The sequence below is a fragment of the Flavobacterium sp. LHD-85 genome, assembly GCF_030929595.1.
GTDB lineage: Bacteria > Bacteroidota > Bacteroidia > Flavobacteriales > Flavobacteriaceae > Flavobacterium.
Map to the genome: position 1 here is coordinate 17,322 of NZ_JAVFVR010000008.1, position 19,906 is coordinate 37,227.

Genomic DNA, 19,906 nt, shown 5'->3' on the forward strand with positions numbered 1-19,906 from the left:
AATTTCATAACTTTTTGTGATAGAAGATTGTTAAATTTGTTAGAAAGACAAAAGCGAATTTGCTAATTTAACAAATAGATTGAATGGCTTCTAAAAAAACAAATCAGGATAAAGTAACACCGGAAGATGCTAGTTCCCGTCGTGACTTTATAAAGAAATCAGGACTTTTTACCGCTCTTGCCCTGACGCCGCCCTCATTGGTTATGGCTTCAGAAAAGAAATGGGATGAGAAAATAGCGGAATATTTAGAAACAGTACCGCTTTCTATTGAAGTAAATGGCACAAAACATAATCTCAATATCGAATCAAGAACTACTTTATTGGATTTGCTTCGCGAACAATTACAGCTTACTGGAACTAAAAAAGGATGTGATCACGGACAATGCGGCGCGTGTACAGTCCACGTAAATGGAACGAGAATTTTGTCGTGTTTGTCTTTGGCAACGATGCAACAAAATGCACAAGTCACAACGATTGAAGGACTTTCGAAAGGAAAAAAACTGCACCCAATGCAGGAAGCTTTTATCAAACACGATGGTTTTCAGTGCGGTTATTGCACTCCAGGACAAATCATGTCTGGAATTGCTTGTATCAAAGAAGGCCACGCTAACAGCAGAGAAGAAATCAGTGAATATATGAGTGGTAATATCTGTCGATGTGGTGCATATCATAACATTGTTGACGCCATAACTGAAGTGAAGGAAGGAGGGAAGGAAATATGAAAAACTTTCAGATAATTAAAGCTTTGTCGTCTTCTTCGGCAATTACAGGAAAAGCCAAAGATAATTCTTCTATGTTTATTGCGGGAGGAACGAATCTGGTGGATTTAATGAAGAAGAATGTCGTAGCTCCGGATAAATTAGTTGACATCAACGGATTAGACTTAAAGAAAATTGAGTTTTTAAAAGGAAAAGTTTCGATCGGTGCTTTGGCAAAAAACAGTCAGGTTGCTGAAGATGCTTCGATAAAAGAAAAATATCCTTTATTGGCTTTAGCTTTAGCAGCTGGAGCTTCTCAACAAATACGTCATATGGCGACAGTTGGAGGCAATATGCTGCAGAAAACACGTTGCTCTTATTTTTATAATACTGATATGCCTTGCAACAAACGCTCTCCTAAAAGCGGATGCGGGGCAATTGGTGGTTCTAACCGAATGGCTGCAGTTTTTGGAACTTCAGACAGTTGCATTGCCGTTCATCCAAGTGATATGTGCGTAGCTTTGGCGGCGCTTGACGCGAAAGTTTTGGTAGAAGGACCAAAAGGAAAACGAGAAATTGATTTTACAGATTTTCATCGTCTTCCAGGAAATACACCTGAAAAAGACAATACGCTTGACAGCAGAGAATTGATTACTGCTATAGAAATTCCAGATAATAATTTCACTAAAAATGTTCATTATCTAAAAGTTCGTGACAGGACGAGTTATGCTTTTGCATTGGTGTCTGTTGCTGTGGCTTTAGATATAAAAAACAATACGATCAATGATGTCAGATTGGCTATGGGCGGTGTAGCACATAAACCTTGGAGATTGACTGAAACAGAAAAATTCCTGAAAGGAAAAATAGTTTCTGAAGATCTATTTAAACAAGCAGGCCATTTGTCTATGAAAGGCGCAAAAGGATTCGGCGATAATAATTTTAAACTAACGCTTGGAGAGAATGCAGTAGCAGAAGCACTTACAATAGCAGCATCAAAATAATTAAATTATGAGCAAGACAAGTAATATTAATAGAGTTGACGGATTTGCTAAAGTAACGGGTTCAGCAACTTATTCGGCAGAATATAAAACGGCAGGTGTTGTTTATGCCTGTTTGGTTGGAAGTACAATTGCAAAAGGAAGAATTAAAACCATTGACACGAAAAAAGCGGAATGGGCACCAGGAGTTCTGGCAGTAATTACGCATTTGAATGTAGATAAACCTGTTGGCTACGAAAAAGCAAAAGACAAGCATAATTTTGGTCAGCCGTTGCAGATTTTTAAAGATGATTCGGTTTTATATTACGATCAGCCGATTGCTTTAGTGATTGCCGATACTTTTGAACGCATGCGATATGCAGCGAGTTTAATTAAAGCGGATTATTTTAAAGAAGAACATTCGACAGAACTTAAAAAAGCAGCTGAAAAAGAAAAGAAAGTCGAAACCGATAAAGGAAATGATTACCATCGAGGTGAACATGACGGTTATAAAAATGCTGAGGTTATTTTGGAAACCGAATATACGATTCCAACCGAGGTGCATAACCCAATGGAACTGGCAAATATTATAGCCAAATGGAACGGAAATAAACCAATCTTATATACAAAAAGTCAAGGTGTTGAAGGAACGCGCAGAAGTGTTGCTGGAGTTTTTGGAGTGCCTGTTGAAGACGTTGAGGTTCATGCCGAATATCTTGGTGGCGCTTTCGGAATGGGATTGCACACTTGGCCGTATGAAATTGCAGCTTTAATTGGAGCTAAAAAATTAAATCGTCCGGTAAAATTAGTTTTACATCGTGAGCAGATGTTTACCAATGTTGGTTTTAGACCTTACACGATTCAGAAAATGGGGCTTGGAGCAACAAAAGATGGAAAACTAACAGGTTTAACGCACGAAGCTGTTGCGATGACTTCCAGTTATGAAGATTTCATGGAAGGAACGGTAAATATGTCCCGATTTATTTATGATTGTCCAAACGTTTCAACACGTTATAGAATTGTGCCTTTAGACACCTGCACGCCAATCTGGATGCGTGGACCAGGCGAGGCGACAGGTTCTTTTGCATTAGAGAGTGCAATGGATGAAATGGCGTATAAATTAAACTTAGATCCGATTGAATTTCGCAAGTTGAATTATGCTGAGAAAGATCAGGAACAAAATAAACCGTGGAGCAGTAAATTTCTTTTAGAATGTTACGAAGGCGGAATGGAACGCATAGGCTGGAAAAACCGTAAAAATGAACCAGGTTCTGTTAAAGAAGGAAACTGGCTGGTTGGTTACGGAATGGGAACAGGAACTTTCGGCTGTTATAGAAGCGCAACTTCTGTAAAAGCAAAATTCTTAGCGAATGGCGATTTAGTGTTGCAATGTAGTGTAAACGATATGGGACCGGGAACGGCAACTATGATGACTGCTATTGGGGCAGAAGTAATTGGTCTGCCATCTGAAAATGTGATTATCGAAATGGGAAAAAGCGGTTTGCCAAAAGGTCCAACGCAAGGAGGTTCGGCAACGACTTCATCTGTTGGTTCAGCGGTTCATGATGCTTGCAATTTATTGTTGAATAAAATAATTGAATTGGGAAGTAAAGATCCTGCTTTAAAAGGAATCGCAATCACAGATCTAACATTTGAAAACGGTGCAGTTTTTTCTAAAAAAGACAAATCTAAATCGGTTACGTTAGCAGCACTTTTAAGCAGTAATAAATTAGAAGATTTTGAAGTAGAAAATCTTTCGAAAGCTGCTGAAGAAGCAAAGAAATATTCAATTTATTCATTTTCTGTTCATTTTGTAAAAGTATTAGTGAATCCGAATTTGGGTAAAATAAGATTAGCTCATGTGGTGTCTTGTGCCGATATTGGAACCGTAATCAGCCAGAAAACTTCTGCAGGGCAAATGTTCGGAGGAGCTGTTGGTGGAATCGGAATGGGATTGATGGAATCTTTAGAAATTGATCATCGCTTTGGTCGTCCAATCAATAATAATTTCGCAGATTATCATGTTCCTGTAAATGCAGATATTGAAAAACAAGAAGTTTTCTTCGTTAATAAAAAAGATCCAATAAGCAACCCAATGGGAACAAAAGGTTTGGGTGAAACAGCTTTAGTCGGAATGGCGCCTGCAATTGCCAATGCTGTTTTCAATGCAACCGGAAAACGTGTTCGAGATCTACCAATTACATTGGATAAAATAATAGAAATCGCTAAGGTTTAGAATAAAAAGAGGCATTGAAAAATGCCTCTTTTTGTTTTATGTTACAATTTAAACATAGCCCGTGGTTTCAACCACGGGAAACGTATTTTAATATACGTAATGTTATATGCTTAGCGTCCCCGTGGTTGAAACCACGGGCTATGTTTGCATAGGATTGTGTTTGCAAATGCAATTATATAAACATAAAAAGAGGCATATTAGATGCCTCTTTTTATATCTTAAAAACGATTATTTACTTAACCGTAATTGGCAATTCAACAGTTGTTTTATCCCAACCGATAACAAGATTTGCTACATTACCTTGAGTTGTAAATGCAATAGACAAAGCTTCGATAACAGTAGAAACTGGTTTAACAGGAACAGAAACTCTAACAACGTCTTTACTTTCATCGTAAGCATAACCGCCCCATAAATCCAATTCTTTATTGATGATGATTGTCCATTTATCTTTTTCAGGAATAGCAAATAAACTGTAGTATCCAGCTGGAACTTTTTTACCGCCGATTGTTACGTCTTTGTAGAATTTAATCTCAGTATTTTCATTAGCACCAACTCTCCAGATTTCGCCAAATTTTACAACGTCACCAAAAATAGTTCTTCCTTTTGCAGAAGGTCTCGCGTAAGTAACTTTAATAACTGGGTTTGGGTTATCCGTTTTTTTAAATTTAACAGCTTTGTTTGGGAAATAAGAAATATCAACAGGACTATTGTCTAATGGAGCAAATTTTACTACATCTTGTGCCTGAACGGTAAAAGCAGCAAACAACGTAACTGCTAGTAAATAGAATTTTTTCATGGTTTACAATTTTTAGATTAACTACAAAGTAAATTAATAATGAAGAAAAATCATATAATTTACAGTCTGTTTTTTGTTAATGAATTGGTAATGACGAATTAATTCTGATATTCCTTTTTCTTCTTAGCATACCAATCCTGCATAATGTAAAACGCTTTTTTCTTTTCACCATCATTTGAAATTAAGCCTTTACGATTGTAACCGTCCTGAATACCTGGAAGCAATCTTTTCGGAGATCTGAAATCAACCAAAATCCACGGACTTGTTCCGCTTAAGTGAGGAATCTTTTCAATCATTTTTAAGTTCTGAATGTATAAATATTCCTGATATTCCTCAGTCCAACGTTCGTTTTTTTCTCCGTGAAGTCCTGCTTTAGCATCACCACCAAATTCAGAAACAAAAACAGGTTTATTGTATGGTGTAGTCCAGAATGTCTTTTCTGCATTTTCTAAATTACCGCCGTACCAGCCTAGATATTGATTGAAAGCAATAATGTCAAGCGATTTACCAATTTCGTCGTCAATCTTTCCATTATGCGTTAATAAAGCGGCACTAATTAATCTGGTATTATCCAACGATTTTGTATGATTGACCAAATTTGTGATAAAAGTATTTCGAGTATCAGAAACTGGAGTTTCATTTGCCATAGACCAAATCACGATACTAGCTCTATTTTTATCTCTTGTGATAGCGGCAGTTAATTGATCTTGAGCATTTTTATATGTGTTTTCATTTTTAAATTCAACCGTCCAGTAAACTGGAATTTCTTCCCAAACCATTAAACCTAATTTATCAGCTTCTCTAACCATGTTCTCGTTATGCGGATAATGCGCCAGACGAACATAATTGCAGCCTAATTCTTTTGCCCAGTTTAATAAACGTAAAGCATCTTCCTGAGAATTTGCACGTCCACCTTTTGCATTTTCTTCGTGAATCGAAATTCCTCTTAAAAACACTGGCTTTCCATTCAACAAGATTTTATCTTCTTTCGTTTCGATAGTTCTAAAACCAATTTGATCGTTTAATTTTTTTCCATTAAAGTCAACAGTAACCTCATATAATTTCGGATTTTCTGGTGACCAATAAGAGATTTTTTTTGCTGGAATTTCGAAGTTTAAAATTCCATTATTATCCGCTTTTCCTTTAAAATTAATTTTTAATTCAGGAATAGAAATTGAAATCTGATTTTTTAATGCATCCAAATTATTGATTTTAATAAAACCTGAAATCACATTTGCATTGCCTTTTTTCAGCTGAATATTATAATCTTCCACAAAAGATGATTCTTCTTCTATTAAAGTCACGTCGCGAGTGATTCCGCCGTAATTCCACCAATCGGTATTTACAGTCGGAACATCTTCTTTGTGACGTGTATTATCAACTTTGATAACTAAATAATTTCCAGTTGGTTTTACAATCGAAGTTACTTCGTAATTAAATGGAGTGAAACCGCCTTCGTGAGTTCCTAGTTTTTTTCCATTTAAATATACATCAGCTTTATAGTTAATAGCTCCCAAATATAAAAACAGACGTTTATTAGCAGCTAAATTGTAATCGAAAGACTTTTTAAACCAAACATTTCCCTCATAATATTTCAGTTCTGTAACCTGCGAATTCCAATCGCCTGGAATATTGATTGTAGGTGATTTATCAAAATCATATTCTACTAATTCTTGTTTGTTTTGAGCATGGTAATTGGTGAAAAATGCTCCTTTTGCTGGTTTTTCCTGTTTATCGTATTGGTCAAGATGAAAGCTGTAAAAACCTGTTTGATATGGATCTATAATATAATTCCAAACTCCGTTTAAAGAAGTGGTGTTTCGGTTGGGTACATTCGAGATTAGATTTTGCGCAGAAGCCAAAACGGAAGAGGTTAGGAGTAGTGCGGTTAATAGTTTTTTCATTTTTTGTATTAATTTGTTTTGTAATTATATTTTTTTGGAATGAATATTTTATTGATAGCCAGGGATTAAAATGATTTTGTTTCACGCAGATTTTGCAGATTGAGCAGATTTAATTATGATCTGCTTAAATCTTTTTAAATCTGCGTGAAACAATAAAACTTAGCATCTTAGAACCTTTTTTACTCAACTGGAATCTTCAAATACTCTCCTTTAAAGCTCTGATTCAATGCCGTCATTTCAATCGGTTTGCCAGAACCATCAGGGATAACTTCGATAGATGCCTTTCCGTTTGCCATTTTAATAGATTCGCTTCCGGTTGGTGTTCCTTGATTTTTTAGCGTTTTACCACCTTTTAAACATTGAAAATAAACACTAGCCTCATAATCCAGACAGCGTAAATTATTATTGTCAATTGCAATTGCTGTAACCAGATAATTACCGTTTTTCAGTTTTTCTGATGATAATTGGAGTGAAGAAGCTGTATCGTTTTTATTGAAACGATAATTGACTTTCAATGTATCAGAAACCGTTTTTCCTTCTTTTGTTTTTCCAACGGCAACTAATACATTTTCACCTTTCTCAAAATTTACATCCCATGTTAGTCCATTTGCAGGATACAGAGCAAGATTTCGCTGTTTTTCTCCCAATGATTTTCCGTTATGGAAAAAAGTTACTTTCTCGCAGTTACTAAAAACACTGATTGTTCTAGGTGTGTTTTCAGGACCTTGACGTTCTGTCCAAGTATGCGATTCGATGTAAGCGAAAGGTGCTGTCGCCCAATAGCTTTTAAAAACATAATAAGCATCTTTCGGAACTCCGTTTCGGTCTGTTAATCCTTTCTGGTTCATGTACGGAATATCATCTTCTGGTCGCAAAGGCGTTGCAAAATCCTTAAATGCCCATTGAATATTTCCCACAAACGTTGGATCATTCTCGGATATATGCAAATGCCAGTCAAACAGATCAACTATATAATTTTCGCTCCAATCACCAATTTGTGCAATGTTAGCTACTTTAGTCTGTACAATAGCTTCTTCCCAACCTTCCGCTTTTATTACATTTTCACCAGTAATTGGATTTTCACTATGACGTCCAACGTGGCTGTCTCCGCCATATTCGGCATGAATAAAGTGTTTGTATTCTTTTTTATAAACATCAATCGCTTTTTGATAGCTTTTATAGCTTCCAGAATACCAGCCTGACCAGATAGAAGGAGAGAAGACATCTACAATATGCGATCCTTCATAATATTTTCTAATTGCCGTTTTTCTTGTCGGATCTAGTTTATGCGCAATATCATTTAATTCATTTAAAAAGACATTGGTTTTATCAGCATTATCTCCATCAGGAAAATCAGGAAGCCAATTGATTTCGTTTCCTAAAGACCAGATAATAATACTCGGATGATTGTAATTTTGATTGATGATTTCCTCCAACATGTTTTTGGTGTTGGTTTTCCAAACATCATTACCAATTCCGCCACGACACCACGGCAATTCATCCCAAACTAAAAGCCCGAGTTCGTCGCAAGCTTTATAAATTTCAGGATCTTGCGGATAATGTGCTAAACGGACAAAATTAGCGCCCATTTCTTTAATCGATTTCATATCTGCCCAATGCTGTTCGTTGCTCATCGCGGCGCCAACTCCAGCTTGTTCTTCATGGCGATGCGTACCACGAATCAATAAACGTTTTCCATTCAAATAAAACGGACCATGATCTTTAAACTCAAACCATCTAAAGCCTACTTTTTCTGAAACGCTATCTATAATTTGATTTTTCTCGGATAAAGAAGCGGTTAGTTTATATAAATTAGGTTTTTCAGTATCCCAAAGTTCAGGGTCTTTAATATTTTCAAAAGTGATGGTTGAGGTTTTATCTGTAACCAAAACGGTTTTGCTTGCTACTTTTTTCCCTTTCGGATTTTTTAAAATTATTGTCAATGATAAGTCTTTTGAATTCTCAGGATTTGCAAAAGAAGAAACAATCTGTACTGAAGCTTTTTTATCAGAAACTTCAGGAGTTGTAATTTTTATATTTTCGATATGATTTTTGTACTTCGAAATTAGCCATACATCACGTGTAATTCCGCCATAAATAAAGAAATCGCTTTTTTGAGACGGAATAATTTCAATATCGTAGCTATTATCTACACGAACAAAAATGTCGTTATTTCCTTCTTTAATAAAATTGGTAATATCGATAGAAAATCCAATGTAACCGCCAATATGCGATCCGGCTTCTTTTCCGTTTACATACACATTTGTAGTTACATTCGAACCTTCAAAGTATAAAGAATAAACGCGATTTTTGTCGATTTGTGGAATATTTAATTTCTTTTGATACCAGCTAGCGTCGCGTCTATAACCTGGATATAAATCGGTTGCATCTTCGGCATTCCAAGTATGCGGTAAGTTTAAAGAAGTCCAATTGGACGCTTTTTGTGCTTCGTTTAATTTTTGAGTGTCATTTTCTAAATAAAGCCAGTTGTCGTTAATGTTCATCTTTGTCTGAGCAAAACTGCTGCTCAGACAAATTTGAAACAAAACAAAAAGCGCAAAAATTGAAAAAGTTTTATTCGTTTTATTCATAGTTACAAAGGTTCATAGTTACAAAGGTTCAAAGGTTTTTCTGGCTCAAAGGTTTAAAGATTCAGGACCTTTGTTACTTTGAACCTTTAAGACTTTGCGCCTTTATTAATGCTTCCAAAAAATAATAATCGGCGTAGATTATTGGTTCATCAATTTCGTCATGTTTTGGCCAGTTTCCTGTGCTGTGATCGAATAAGAAAGGCGCTTTAATTTTAGCATCCAAAATATATTTATCCGTTTGCACCGAAGCCATCAGCTTATCGGCGAAAGCCAGATAAGTTTTATTTTGGGTATAGCTGTATAACTCATATAAAGCAGGCGCCATAACCATCGCGGCAGAAACATCTCTTGCTGCATTTGGAATGCTAGGATCTTTAAAATCCCAATACGGAATTCCGTCTTCTGGTAGGTTTTTATTGGTCATAAAAAACTTTGCGGTCGCTTCTGCCTGTTTTAAGTATGCAGGATCTTTTGTATAGCGATAAGACATAGTAAATCCGTAAACTGCCCAGCCTTGTCCACGTGCCCAAACCGAATCGTCATTGTATCCTTGAAGTGTAGTTTTCTTTCTAACTTCACCAGTATTCGGATTATAATCGATAACGTGATAACACGAATTGTCTGCTCTAAACTGATTTTTTAAAGTCGTATTAGCATGTTGGATTGCAATGTCACGGTATTTTGGATTTCCTGATATTTTAGACGCTTCAAAAAGCAATTCTAGATTCATCATATTGTCTATGATTACTGGATAATCCCAAATTTCTTTGTTGAAATCCCAAGAACGAATGGAACCCACTTTTGGGTTGAACCTTTTGCATAAAGTTTCAGCGCCTTTTACAATTACCGCTTCGTACTCTTTCTTGTTTTCCACTTTCAGTGCTTCTCCAAAACTGCAAAACACTTTAAAACCTACGTCATGCGAATTACTGTTGACACTTTCCTTTTTGCTGAAAGGAGTCCATTTTTGAGCTTGTTCTTTATATTTTGAATCGCCCGTTAGTCTGTACAATTGCCAAAGATTTCCAGCAAAAAAACCGCTTGTCCAATCTCTGGACGGAACTTTGCGAATTTCAAGAGTTTTGACATTCATGCTTCTCGGCATCGACATCGAATCTACTGGATAATCGAGCAGCATTTTGTAACGCGTTTCGAGTAGATTATTTGTTTCTGCTGTGCTTTTTGTTTGAGGATTAACCCCAGATTTGCACGCTGTTGCAAGCGATGCAAACCCAAGGATTAAAATGAAACTAATTTTATTCATATTACTAATTAATCTTTATTTTTAGTTTCTATACTAAAATGTTAGACACAGATTTTACGGATTCTATCGGAGCTGATTTTGCACGGAATTTTTTTATTTCACGCAGATTTAAAAAGATTTTGGCAGATAAATCAGATTTAAAAAAAAATCAATTTTAATCAGCTTAAATCTTTTTAAATCTGCGTGAAACCTAATTATACACAACGTGATTAAAAAATCCGTTTCAATCTGCGTTTTCGCGATAGCGAACCCGTTTCATTCGCGTTCAATTATAATTGTACTAAATTAATAACCAGGATTATTAGGTTTTAGATTCGGATTAATGGCCAATTCTGTTCCTGGCAATGGCCATAAATAATCTCTGTTTGGATCAAAATTAGCATGCGGTTCTAAACCGTTTGGTCCGAATACTTCTGGTCCGATTTTTAATCTTTTAATGTCGTACCATCTCACATATTCAAACGCCAATTCTAATCTTCTTTCGTCAATAACCATTTTTCTGAAATCGGCTTGAGATAATCCTGGAGTTACATTTGCTGGGAAAGAAACCAGTTTTCCTGCTTTATTTCTCGCTCTTGCGCGAACACGGTTTACATAACCGTTAGCCTCAGTTGTTCCTGGATTAATTTCGTTTAAAGCTTCAGCAGCAGTCAACAAAACTTCAGCAAAACGCATTGTGATGTAATTGTGCTGCGAAGTTCTTCCATTAGCACCAGCTTTTCCCGGAAAACGGAAATATTTTGCGATATGCGGACGTGGAGCTTTTTCGTTATCGCTCGATGGATAAACCTGAAGCGATCCGCCAGGACCAGTTTTCTTTCTAATAATGGTATCAAAACTTACCGCTCTTCTGTAATCTCTCTGATCCCAAGTATTGAATACTTTTAATGAAGGAACAGCAACCGAGAATCCTTGTCCATAACTGTAACTGTCATCTTTCAACGATCCAGTAAAAAACGCGGTATAATCCTGACCGTAATTTCCAGATGTTAAGTTATTAAAGTCGATTGTAAATAAAGGTTCTTTTAATGAAGCTGTTTTGGTAGCATTGAATAAATCCTGAAAATCAGCATCCAAACCTAAACCAAATTTAGCTTCGTTTGTAATAACAAATTTTGCTTCATCGTATGCTTTTTGAAAATTTCCTAAAGTCAGGTAAACAGAAGCCAGATAACCTGCAGCAGTCCCTTTTCCTGGAACAGCTTTTACTTTTGGTTTGTCATCCAACCATTGTTTCGCAAATTCCAAATCGGCAATAATTTTTGGGTAAACGTCTGCTTCTTTTGTTTTGCTTAAAGAATTTACTTGCGATACATCGTTCACCACAAAATCAACATAGGGAATGTCTCCAAAAAGGCGCACTAAATGATAATACGCAAAAGCTCTTGCAAAATACGCTTGAGCCACAATGGCATTTACTTTTGCTGGATCTCCAGGTGTTTTTTTAGCACCTTCAATGGCTTGATTAGCTGCAGTTATAATAACATACGACTGAGGCCAAAAGTTTGCTACAAGCGCATTCGTATCGTTCATAGACATGTCGTTTACGTCAATACGCGCAGCCTGAGTTGTTCTGTCGCCAATATCAGACATGTCGTCACGAAGCATAAGGGCAATTGTAAATTCTCTTCCCCAATAATTATTATGGCCAATGTTGGCAAAAGCTCCGTTTACAGCAGCCTGCAAATCGTCTGTATTATTGAAAAAGTTCTCTGGACGAATAATTCCTACTGGTTTTTCTTCCAGATCAGAACAGCTGAAAAAAGTCATTGTTCCTAAGCAAAGAAGAGCTATATATTTTTTCATAGTATTTTTATTAGAGCTAATTGGATGTAATTAATTTTAACACATAGAGGCATAGGTTTAAAACTCTTAAAAAGGCGTTTCACTTATCTATAACACACATAGATAGCTATGTGTTAGAAACCATGTTTCTTTTTGTATTCTTTCTTCACACATAAAATCTATGTTTCTATGTGTTTAATTAATAGACCCAAAGAGGTTATTAGATTAAAATTTTAAATTGAATCCTGCTGTAAACGTTCTTACGTTTGGATATCCTCCGTAATCCAATCCTAAATTGGTGTTACTTCTTGAGTTGGTGTCGTTTAAGTAATTCGTTTCAGGGTCTGTACCTGGATAATCTGTAATCGTCCAAAGATTTTGCGCACTGATGTAAAAACGAACTTTACTTAATCCTATTTTCGAAACAATTTTCTCATCTAAACTATATCCGATAGAAACGTTTTTTAAACGGATGTAACTTCCGTCATAAACAAATCTTGACGTGATTCTTTTAGTTCTCGCCGCATTTGCAGGAACATTTGTATCCGTATTGGTTGGTGTCCAAGCATCTAAAACTTCAGTTGTAGCATTGTTGTTTCCAGAAGCCAATTCCATCAAAGTATAGTTTAAGATTTGACCTCCTTGTGAACCTTGGAAGAAAATGTTCAAATCAAGATTTTTATAAGTAAAATCATTGTTGAATCCGAAGATGAAATCTGGATTTGGATTTCCGATGATTGTTTTATCCTGAGAATCCAGTTTTCCGTCGCCATTTACATCTCTAAATTTTTCACCTCCCGCAACAGTTTCAAAGTTTCCTGGCAATACTGCTTCTCCCTGCTGAATTACACCATCATAAATAAATCCGAAGAAAGAACCAACTGGCTGTCCAACTCTTAAAATCTGCGATTCAGTAGCCAAGAAATGTCCAGGAGCAGAGTTGATTAAAAGGTCTTTGTTGTCGGCCAATTTTAATACTTTGTTTTTGTTTGAAGAAATATTAAAGTTGGTTGACCAAGTAAAATCGGCACCAATAAAGTTTCTAGTATTAATAGCCAATTCCCATCCTTTATTTTCCAATTCACCCACGTTTTGAAGCTGAGAACCAATTCCAGAAATTCCAGGAAGCGGTCTATTGAACAACAAATCTTTAGTAATTGTTTTGTAATAATCTGCTGTAATACTAATTCGGTTATCAAACAAACCTAAATCAATTCCGTAATCCTGCTGATAAGACGTTTCCCATTTCAAGTTCGGATTATCCAAAGAAGTTAACTGAACTGCATTGGTAATCACGTCACCACTTACATAATAGATTTCAGAGAATCTAGAAAGAGTAGAGTAGGCCCCAATTGAAGGATTTCCTGTTGCTCCATAACTTGCTCTTAATTTTAAGTTTGAAACCGTTTTATTGTCTTTTAAGAAGTTCTCTTTACTAATGTTCCATCCAATTGCACCAGAAGGGAAAGTTCCGTATTTATAATTTTTACTAAAACTTGAAGAACCATCTCGTCTTGCTGTAAACGTCAATAAATATTTGTCGGCATAATCAAAATTTAACCTTCCGAAAGCAGAGATTAATTCCGTTTCAGATAAACCAGAATCAGGTTTTAAGAAAACAGTTCCAGCGCCTAAATTTCTATACGAATTGGTATTCGTCAAAAATCCTCTTGAAGCCGCATACGAATTTTCGTTTTTGTTTTTTTGGTATGAATATCCTCCAAGAACCGTCAAGATTCCTTTATCGATAATTTCACGTTTGAAAGTCAAATAATTCTCTGTTAAGAAAGAAGAAAATCTAGTGTTGTTTACAGAAGCTTCTCCTTTGATGTTTTTTCCAGCGATTAAGGTTGAAGGAATAAATCTTCCAGTTTGTGAATTACTATCAGTTAAACCTAAAGTAGTTTTAAAATCAAGATCTTTTGTGATTTGGTATTGAGCAAAGAAATTATTTCGGTTTGTAACAGAAACGGTTTCCAAAATATTTTCCATTGCTGTAGCATACGGATTGTCAATATCATCACCAATTGGAGCAGTTGTAGTATAAGTTCCGTCAGCATTATAAATTCCTTTATCAGGCATAAAACGATAAGCTGATGCAATTACACCCGCTGCACCCGTTCCTCCAGCGCTAGTTTGGCTCACGATTCCTTCTTTGTTTTGTTTGCTTGTAAAAGTGTTTAATCCCACTTTAAACTTCGGAGTTAAATCGGCTTCAAGGTTTCCTACGATGGTGTATTTGTCAATTCCTGAATTGATTACAACACCATTTTGATTGAAATACGTTCCAGAAACATAATATCTCACATTTTCAGATCCACCAGAAAAAGACAATTGCGTATTTGAAATCATTCCGTCACGATAAATTACATCCTGCCAATCTGTATTTGCTGGACCTTGGGTATGCGTTGTAAAACTTTTTCTGTAAGCCGCAAACTGATCTGCATTTAATAAATGCAATTTGTTGTTTACCGATTGAACAGAAGTCGAATTGCTAAATTCAATTACTGGTTTTCCAGGTTTTCCTTTTTTGGTCGTTACCATAATAACTCCGTTTGAACCTCTAGATCCGTAAATAGCAGTTGCAGAAGCATCTTTTAGAACCTCGATAGAAGCAATGTCTTGTGGTGCTGGCATAGAAACGCCTGCAAAACCGTCTACAACAATCAGAGCATCTCCACTTGCATTAATAGAAGTTCCTCCACGAACCCTGATTTTCACAGGAGCTCCAGGTTCACCACCATTATTCGTCATTACCGAAACACCCGCTGCACGACCTTGTAAAGCTTGTTCTGCATTTAAAAGAGGAAAAGCAGTTAGTTCTTTTGCTGTAACCGAAGATACAGATCCAGTAATATCGCTCTTTTTACGAGTTCCATAACCTACTACGATAACTTCGTCAAGTGCTTTTGTATCTGGCTTTAAACTTACGTTGATTACACTTTTTGTTCCAACGGGAACTTCAACAGTCTGAAATCCTACGAAATTGAAAACTAAAACGGCATTTTTTTCATTAACAATTACAGAGTAATTTCCATCCATATTGGCAGAAGCTCCAACAGAAGAATTTTTAATATAAACATTGGCACCAGGAAGTCCGAGTTGATCCTCACTAGAAGTTATTTTTCCAGTCACTTTTCGTTCTTGTGCGTGCATCACGATATTTATCAGTAAAAAAGATACCAGTAAACACCATTTAAACGATTTGTTTTTTTGGTTTGTAAACATTCATTTTTTGGTTTTAGGGTTAATAAGTTAGATTAAGTAGAAAAGCAATAAACTCATTCCGATGATTAGAATGACAAATAAAATCTGAAGCAATAAGTAGCTCGTTTTTTTGAATTTCATATCGCAAATGTATACTTCGAAAACGATATAGAAATACAAAAAAGGGTATCTAAAAATACAGATACCCTTTTTTAACCCTTTTAAACAGTGGTTTTGTTAAATTACGACCGAAGATTTATAAAATTTATCGGCATATTGAGATGGAGTCTCTCCATACTTTTTCTGAAAGCATTTGCTAAAGTATTTCGGATTATTAAAACCAACTTTATAACTGATTTCAGAAACGGTCAATTTGTTTTGTTCTAATAATTGAGCTGCGCGTTTCAATCTAATTTCATGAATAAATTCGTTTGGCGTGCAATTCGTCCAAGCTTTGATTTTTAAAAATAACATCGTTCGGCTTACGCCTAATTCAGAACAGAAAAACGGAATATCAAATTGTTCGTTCGAAATGTTTTCTTCCACAATTTTGAATGCTTTTTTCAATAATTCTTCATCCAAAGAAGAAACCGTGATTTCTGACGGAACAAAACTGTCTTCGCTTGAAAATTTGATTTTTAAACGTTCTGTTGTATTTAGAAGATTTTTAACGCGAAGCCTGAATTCCATTAAATTGAATGGTTTGCTAATGTAATCATCGGCGCCGCTTTCCAATCCTTCAAATTTGTAAACCAATGAAGATCGCGAAGTCAATAAAATAACCGGAATATGACTGGTTTTGATGTTTTCCTTTATTTTCGAGCATAATTCAGTTCCTACCATTTCGGGCATAATAACATCACTGATAATCAGATTTGGAACAAATTTCAAAGCTTTTTCTAAAGCAATTTTACCATTTTCAGCTTCGATAATGTTGTAATCTTTTTTAAGAAGGTTTTTCATGAACTTTCTCAAGACTTTATGATCTTCAACAATTAAAATAGTCTGCTTTTCTTCGTTTACAATTAAGTCTTCGATGTCTTCATTTTCGACAACTTCCGAAGGTTCCAGTTGCGCTTTGTATTGCTCTATATCATCACTGATTTTAAAGTCAGGAATAATCTCGCTGTCCAAAAGATGTTCGCGACCAAGTGGTAAAGTCACTTTAAAAATTACGCCGCCGGTAGGTTTATTGGTAACATCGATTTTTCCTTTATGAAGCTCAACAATGTTTTTTACGATTGAAAGCCCAATTCCAGTTCCTTTATTATAGTTTTTCTGAACCTGATTGTGTGTTGGAACTTCAAAAAACAAATCGAAAATTTTATCGATGTGTTCTTCTGCAATTCCGACACCCGAATCTTCAACAGCAATAAACAGATTTTGCTGATCGTGATTGATTTTAATCTTAATCGAACCGCCTTTTGGAGTATATCTAAAAGCATTCGAAATCAAGTTGTAAAATACACGTTCGAGTTTGTAACGGTCAAAATAAACCAAAATTTCCTCGTTTTCAGTTTCAAACTCATAATCGTAACCGCCGTCTTTAGCATATTCAATAAATGATAAAAAGATCTCTTTGGTGAATTTAACAATGTTTCCATTTGCAGATTCTAACTCCACCTGATGATTTTCCAATTTTCTGAAATCCATTAAACGGTTAATTAGGCTTAACAAATGATTGGCACTGCTTTCAATCACGAGAAGCTTTTTATACATTTCATTCGTTCCGTTGTAATCGGCTAAAATTTGCTGCAATGGTCCTAAAATCAAAGTCAAAGGCGTTCTGAATTCATGCGAAATATTGGTAAAGAAATCCAGTTTTAGTTTGTTGTTTTCTTCAATTCGCTGTGTTTCCAGATATTCCAGTTCAAGCTTTTGTTTCAGTCTGGCTTTCGATTTCATAATCCAGATTAAACCGTAAAGACCTAAACCAATTACAATTCCGTACAGCATAAATGCCCAAATGCTGCGCCACGGAGCAGGATTTACAATAACAGTCAGCGTGGTTGGATTCTGATTCCAAACGCCATCATTGTTGGCACCGCGAACTTCAAAAGTATAAGTTCCCGGATTCTGAATTGCAAAATTGGCTTCGCTGTTTTTAGTTGTTGTCCAGTTATTTTCCAAGCCTGTTAAACGATAACTGTATTGATTGTTTTTTGATCGAATGTAATTTGGAATCGCAAAACTGATCGAGAAATTGGCCTTATCATAATCTAAAGTGATGGTTTTGGTGAAACCGATGCTTTGTTCTAGAATGCCTTCTTTATCATGTGCATGAACCGTTTCGTTTTTAATTTTCAAATCGGTAATTAAGACTTGCGGAGCATATTTGTTTAAGGAAATTTTGGTAGCATCAAAAAATGTTGCTCCAGAAGGGCTTCCGAAATAAAACTGATTTGAACTTAATCTTAAAGCCGAATTGTCATTAAATTCATTACTTGCTAAACCGTCTTTCTGATCGTAGATAACAACCGATTTTTTAATTGTATTGTATTTGATAATCCCCTGATTGGTACTGATCCAAAGGTTTTTATCATCATCTTCTAAAATGGAATGAATAGAAGTTATAACCGTATTTCCAATTCTCAGATTGATTCGATTGAATTTTTTTCCATCAAAATAATGCAGTCCTTTTGCTTTTGTTCCTACCCAGATTTTGTTTTGAGAATCCTGAAATAAAGTCAAAATATCATCGCCAGAAACGGTCGAATGATCGTAAAAGAAATGCTGAATAGCATATTTCTTTGGACTGAAATTTTTGAGCGGAATACGATTCAGACCATTTTGAGTTCCAACCCAAAGAAAGTTTTGTTTATCAACTAAAATCGTACGAAGAATATTATTGGTCAGGAAAACAGGTTTAGCATTGTCATTTCCAATAGCATCAAAAGTTTTGCTGATTGTGTTGTAACGGATTAAACCTTTTCCGAAAGTTCCAATCCACAGAATAGAACCTTCCGTTTTAAGAGCATAAACACCGCTGTCTTTTAGTAATTCGCTTAAATCAGATGAAATTCTATTATCTTCAATTCTTTTAGAAATGGTATTGTAAGCAGATAACCCTTTAGAAAAAGTGCCAATCCATAAAATATGGTCGTCAGAAAGACACATTGCTTTGATATCATTTTTATTGGTCTGTCCGGTTTTGCTATTGATGTAACTTACAGATTCACTATTTCTATTATAAATCGTAATGCCGCCTCCTTCAGTTCCAAAATAAATGTTCTGGTTTTTATCGGCGATTATTGAACTCACCACATCAAAACTCATCGGAATCTTTTTCGAATTCTGATTGTAGTTAGAGAAATTGACATTGGAAACATCCCAAAGATTAACGCCTTTATAATAACAGCCAATCCAGATTGAACCTTTTTTATCCATGAAAACCGACTTTACTTTGTCGATTCCGTTTGCATTATTGCTATTATTGATTTTCTGAAGGCTTTTATCTTTTCCTAAAATGTAAATTCCGTCATAAGCGCCAACCCACAAAGAACCTTGCTTGTCAATGACTAAAGAACGAATGTCAGTATTGATTTCGCGGTATTTTTCAGATGGTAAAAAAGAAACGAAAGTTTTCTGTTTTTGGTCAAATTTTAAAAGTCCTTTGTTTTTTGTTCCAACCCACAAACTACCATCTTTATCTTCAATAACCGATTGTACGTTCAATAAATCAATTGTGTTTAAAGGATAATTTTTAAAGAATAATTTTCCATTCATTCGATAGGTCAGCTTGCACAAACCTTTTGTCGTTCCAATCCAGATTTCGCCTTCTTTGGTTTTTAAAATGCTCAAAATATTATTGCTCGGAAGAGTAGAAGCATCATCATTTGAATGAAAAACCGATGTAAATAATCCTGTTTTTTTATTTAAAATCGTTAATCCTTTTGAAGTTCCAAACCACATTTCACCGCCAATTTCGCGAATGCTCCAAACAGCATTATTGCTTATCGTATGATTGGCTTTCGTATGAAGATATCTTGTAAAACGGTTTGAAACAGGGTCATAACAGTTTAGACCATTGTAAGTTCCCACCCAGATTTTTCCCGCGTTGTCCTCTTCAATGGCTAAAATATCATTGTTGCTGATTGAATATTTATCTGCGGCATCGTTCCTAAAAATCGTAAAACGGCTTCCATCATATTTATTCAGACCATCGCGTGTACCAAACCACATTTGCCCAAACTTATCCTGATGAATGGCAATGACAGAACTCTGCGAAAGTCCATCTGTCGTAGAGAAATTTTTAAGACGATATTTATTTTGGGAAAATACATTTCCGAAAACAAAGACAGATAATAAAAGAGCTATTTTAAGTTTCATAGCGCACAGATTTATGTTGTGAATTGAGTTTCTCGCGAAGTCGCAGAGTCGCAATTTTTTTTAAGTTTTTTAAATTTTCTCTTTGCGTCTTAGTGACTTTGCGAGATTAATTTTTTAAA

The 19,906-nt window shown here is 35.5% G+C and carries 10 protein-coding genes; 3 read left to right on the plus strand and 7 right to left on the minus strand.

What is annotated here, in order from left to right:
• The first annotated feature begins 83 nt into the window (after positions 1-83).
• Genes RB618_RS14345 through RB618_RS14355 form a run of 3 tightly spaced genes read left to right on the plus strand, consistent with a single transcriptional unit; the run spans position 84 to position 3,911 of the window.
• Positions 84-722, plus strand: a complete 639-nt coding sequence (locus tag RB618_RS14345; RefSeq protein WP_308069355.1) for a 2Fe-2S iron-sulfur cluster-binding protein — start codon at positions 84-86, stop codon at positions 720-722.
• Positions 719-1,699, plus strand: a complete 981-nt coding sequence (locus RB618_RS14350) for a xanthine dehydrogenase family protein subunit M (protein ID WP_308069356.1) — start codon at positions 719-721, stop codon at positions 1,697-1,699. Before RB618_RS14345 ends, RB618_RS14350 begins: the two co-directional genes overlap by 4 nt.
• 7 nt (positions 1,700-1,706) lie before the next feature.
• On the plus strand, positions 1,707-3,911 hold the full coding sequence (locus tag RB618_RS14355; RefSeq protein ID WP_308069357.1) for a xanthine dehydrogenase family protein molybdopterin-binding subunit: 2,205 nt from the start codon (positions 1,707-1,709) through the stop codon (positions 3,909-3,911).
• Between the two features lie 232 nt (positions 3,912-4,143).
• On the opposite strand, the gene RB618_RS14360 is transcribed toward RB618_RS14355, so the two are convergent.
• From RB618_RS14360 to RB618_RS14390, 7 genes are all read right to left on the minus strand, one after another.
• Positions 4,144-4,707, minus strand: coding sequence for a DUF2911 domain-containing protein (locus RB618_RS14360; RefSeq protein WP_308069358.1), 564 nt, complete (start codon positions 4,705-4,707; stop codon positions 4,144-4,146).
• Positions 4,708-4,805: 98 nt separating this feature from the next.
• Positions 4,806-6,611, minus strand: coding sequence for a glycoside hydrolase family 2 TIM barrel-domain containing protein (locus RB618_RS14365; RefSeq protein ID WP_308069359.1), 1,806 nt, complete (start codon positions 6,609-6,611; stop codon positions 4,806-4,808).
• Positions 6,612-6,790: 179 nt separating this feature from the next.
• On the minus strand, positions 6,791-9,115 hold the full coding sequence (locus tag RB618_RS14370; protein ID WP_308069360.1) for a glycoside hydrolase family 2 TIM barrel-domain containing protein: 2,325 nt from the start codon (positions 9,113-9,115) through the stop codon (positions 6,791-6,793).
• Positions 9,116-9,275: 160 nt separating this feature from the next.
• Positions 9,276-10,466 carry a glycoside hydrolase family 88 protein gene (locus tag RB618_RS14375; protein ID WP_308069361.1) on the minus strand — a complete coding sequence of 397 codons (1,191 nt, stop codon included), beginning with the start codon at positions 10,464-10,466 and terminating at the stop codon, positions 9,276-9,278.
• 285 nt (positions 10,467-10,751) lie between these two features.
• A complete protein-coding gene (locus RB618_RS14380) occupies positions 10,752-12,272 on the minus strand; it encodes a RagB/SusD family nutrient uptake outer membrane protein (protein ID WP_308069362.1) in 1,521 nt (506 codons plus the stop codon).
• A gap of 204 nt (positions 12,273-12,476) precedes the next feature.
• Entirely contained in the window at positions 12,477-15,479 is a 3,003-nt protein-coding gene (locus RB618_RS14385; RefSeq protein WP_308069363.1) for a TonB-dependent receptor, read from the minus strand.
• Between the two features lie 216 nt (positions 15,480-15,695).
• Positions 15,696-19,787 carry a two-component regulator propeller domain-containing protein gene (locus RB618_RS14390; RefSeq protein WP_308069364.1) on the minus strand — a complete coding sequence of 1,364 codons (4,092 nt, stop codon included), beginning with the start codon at positions 19,785-19,787 and terminating at the stop codon, positions 15,696-15,698.
• Positions 19,788-19,906: the final 119 nt, after the last annotated feature.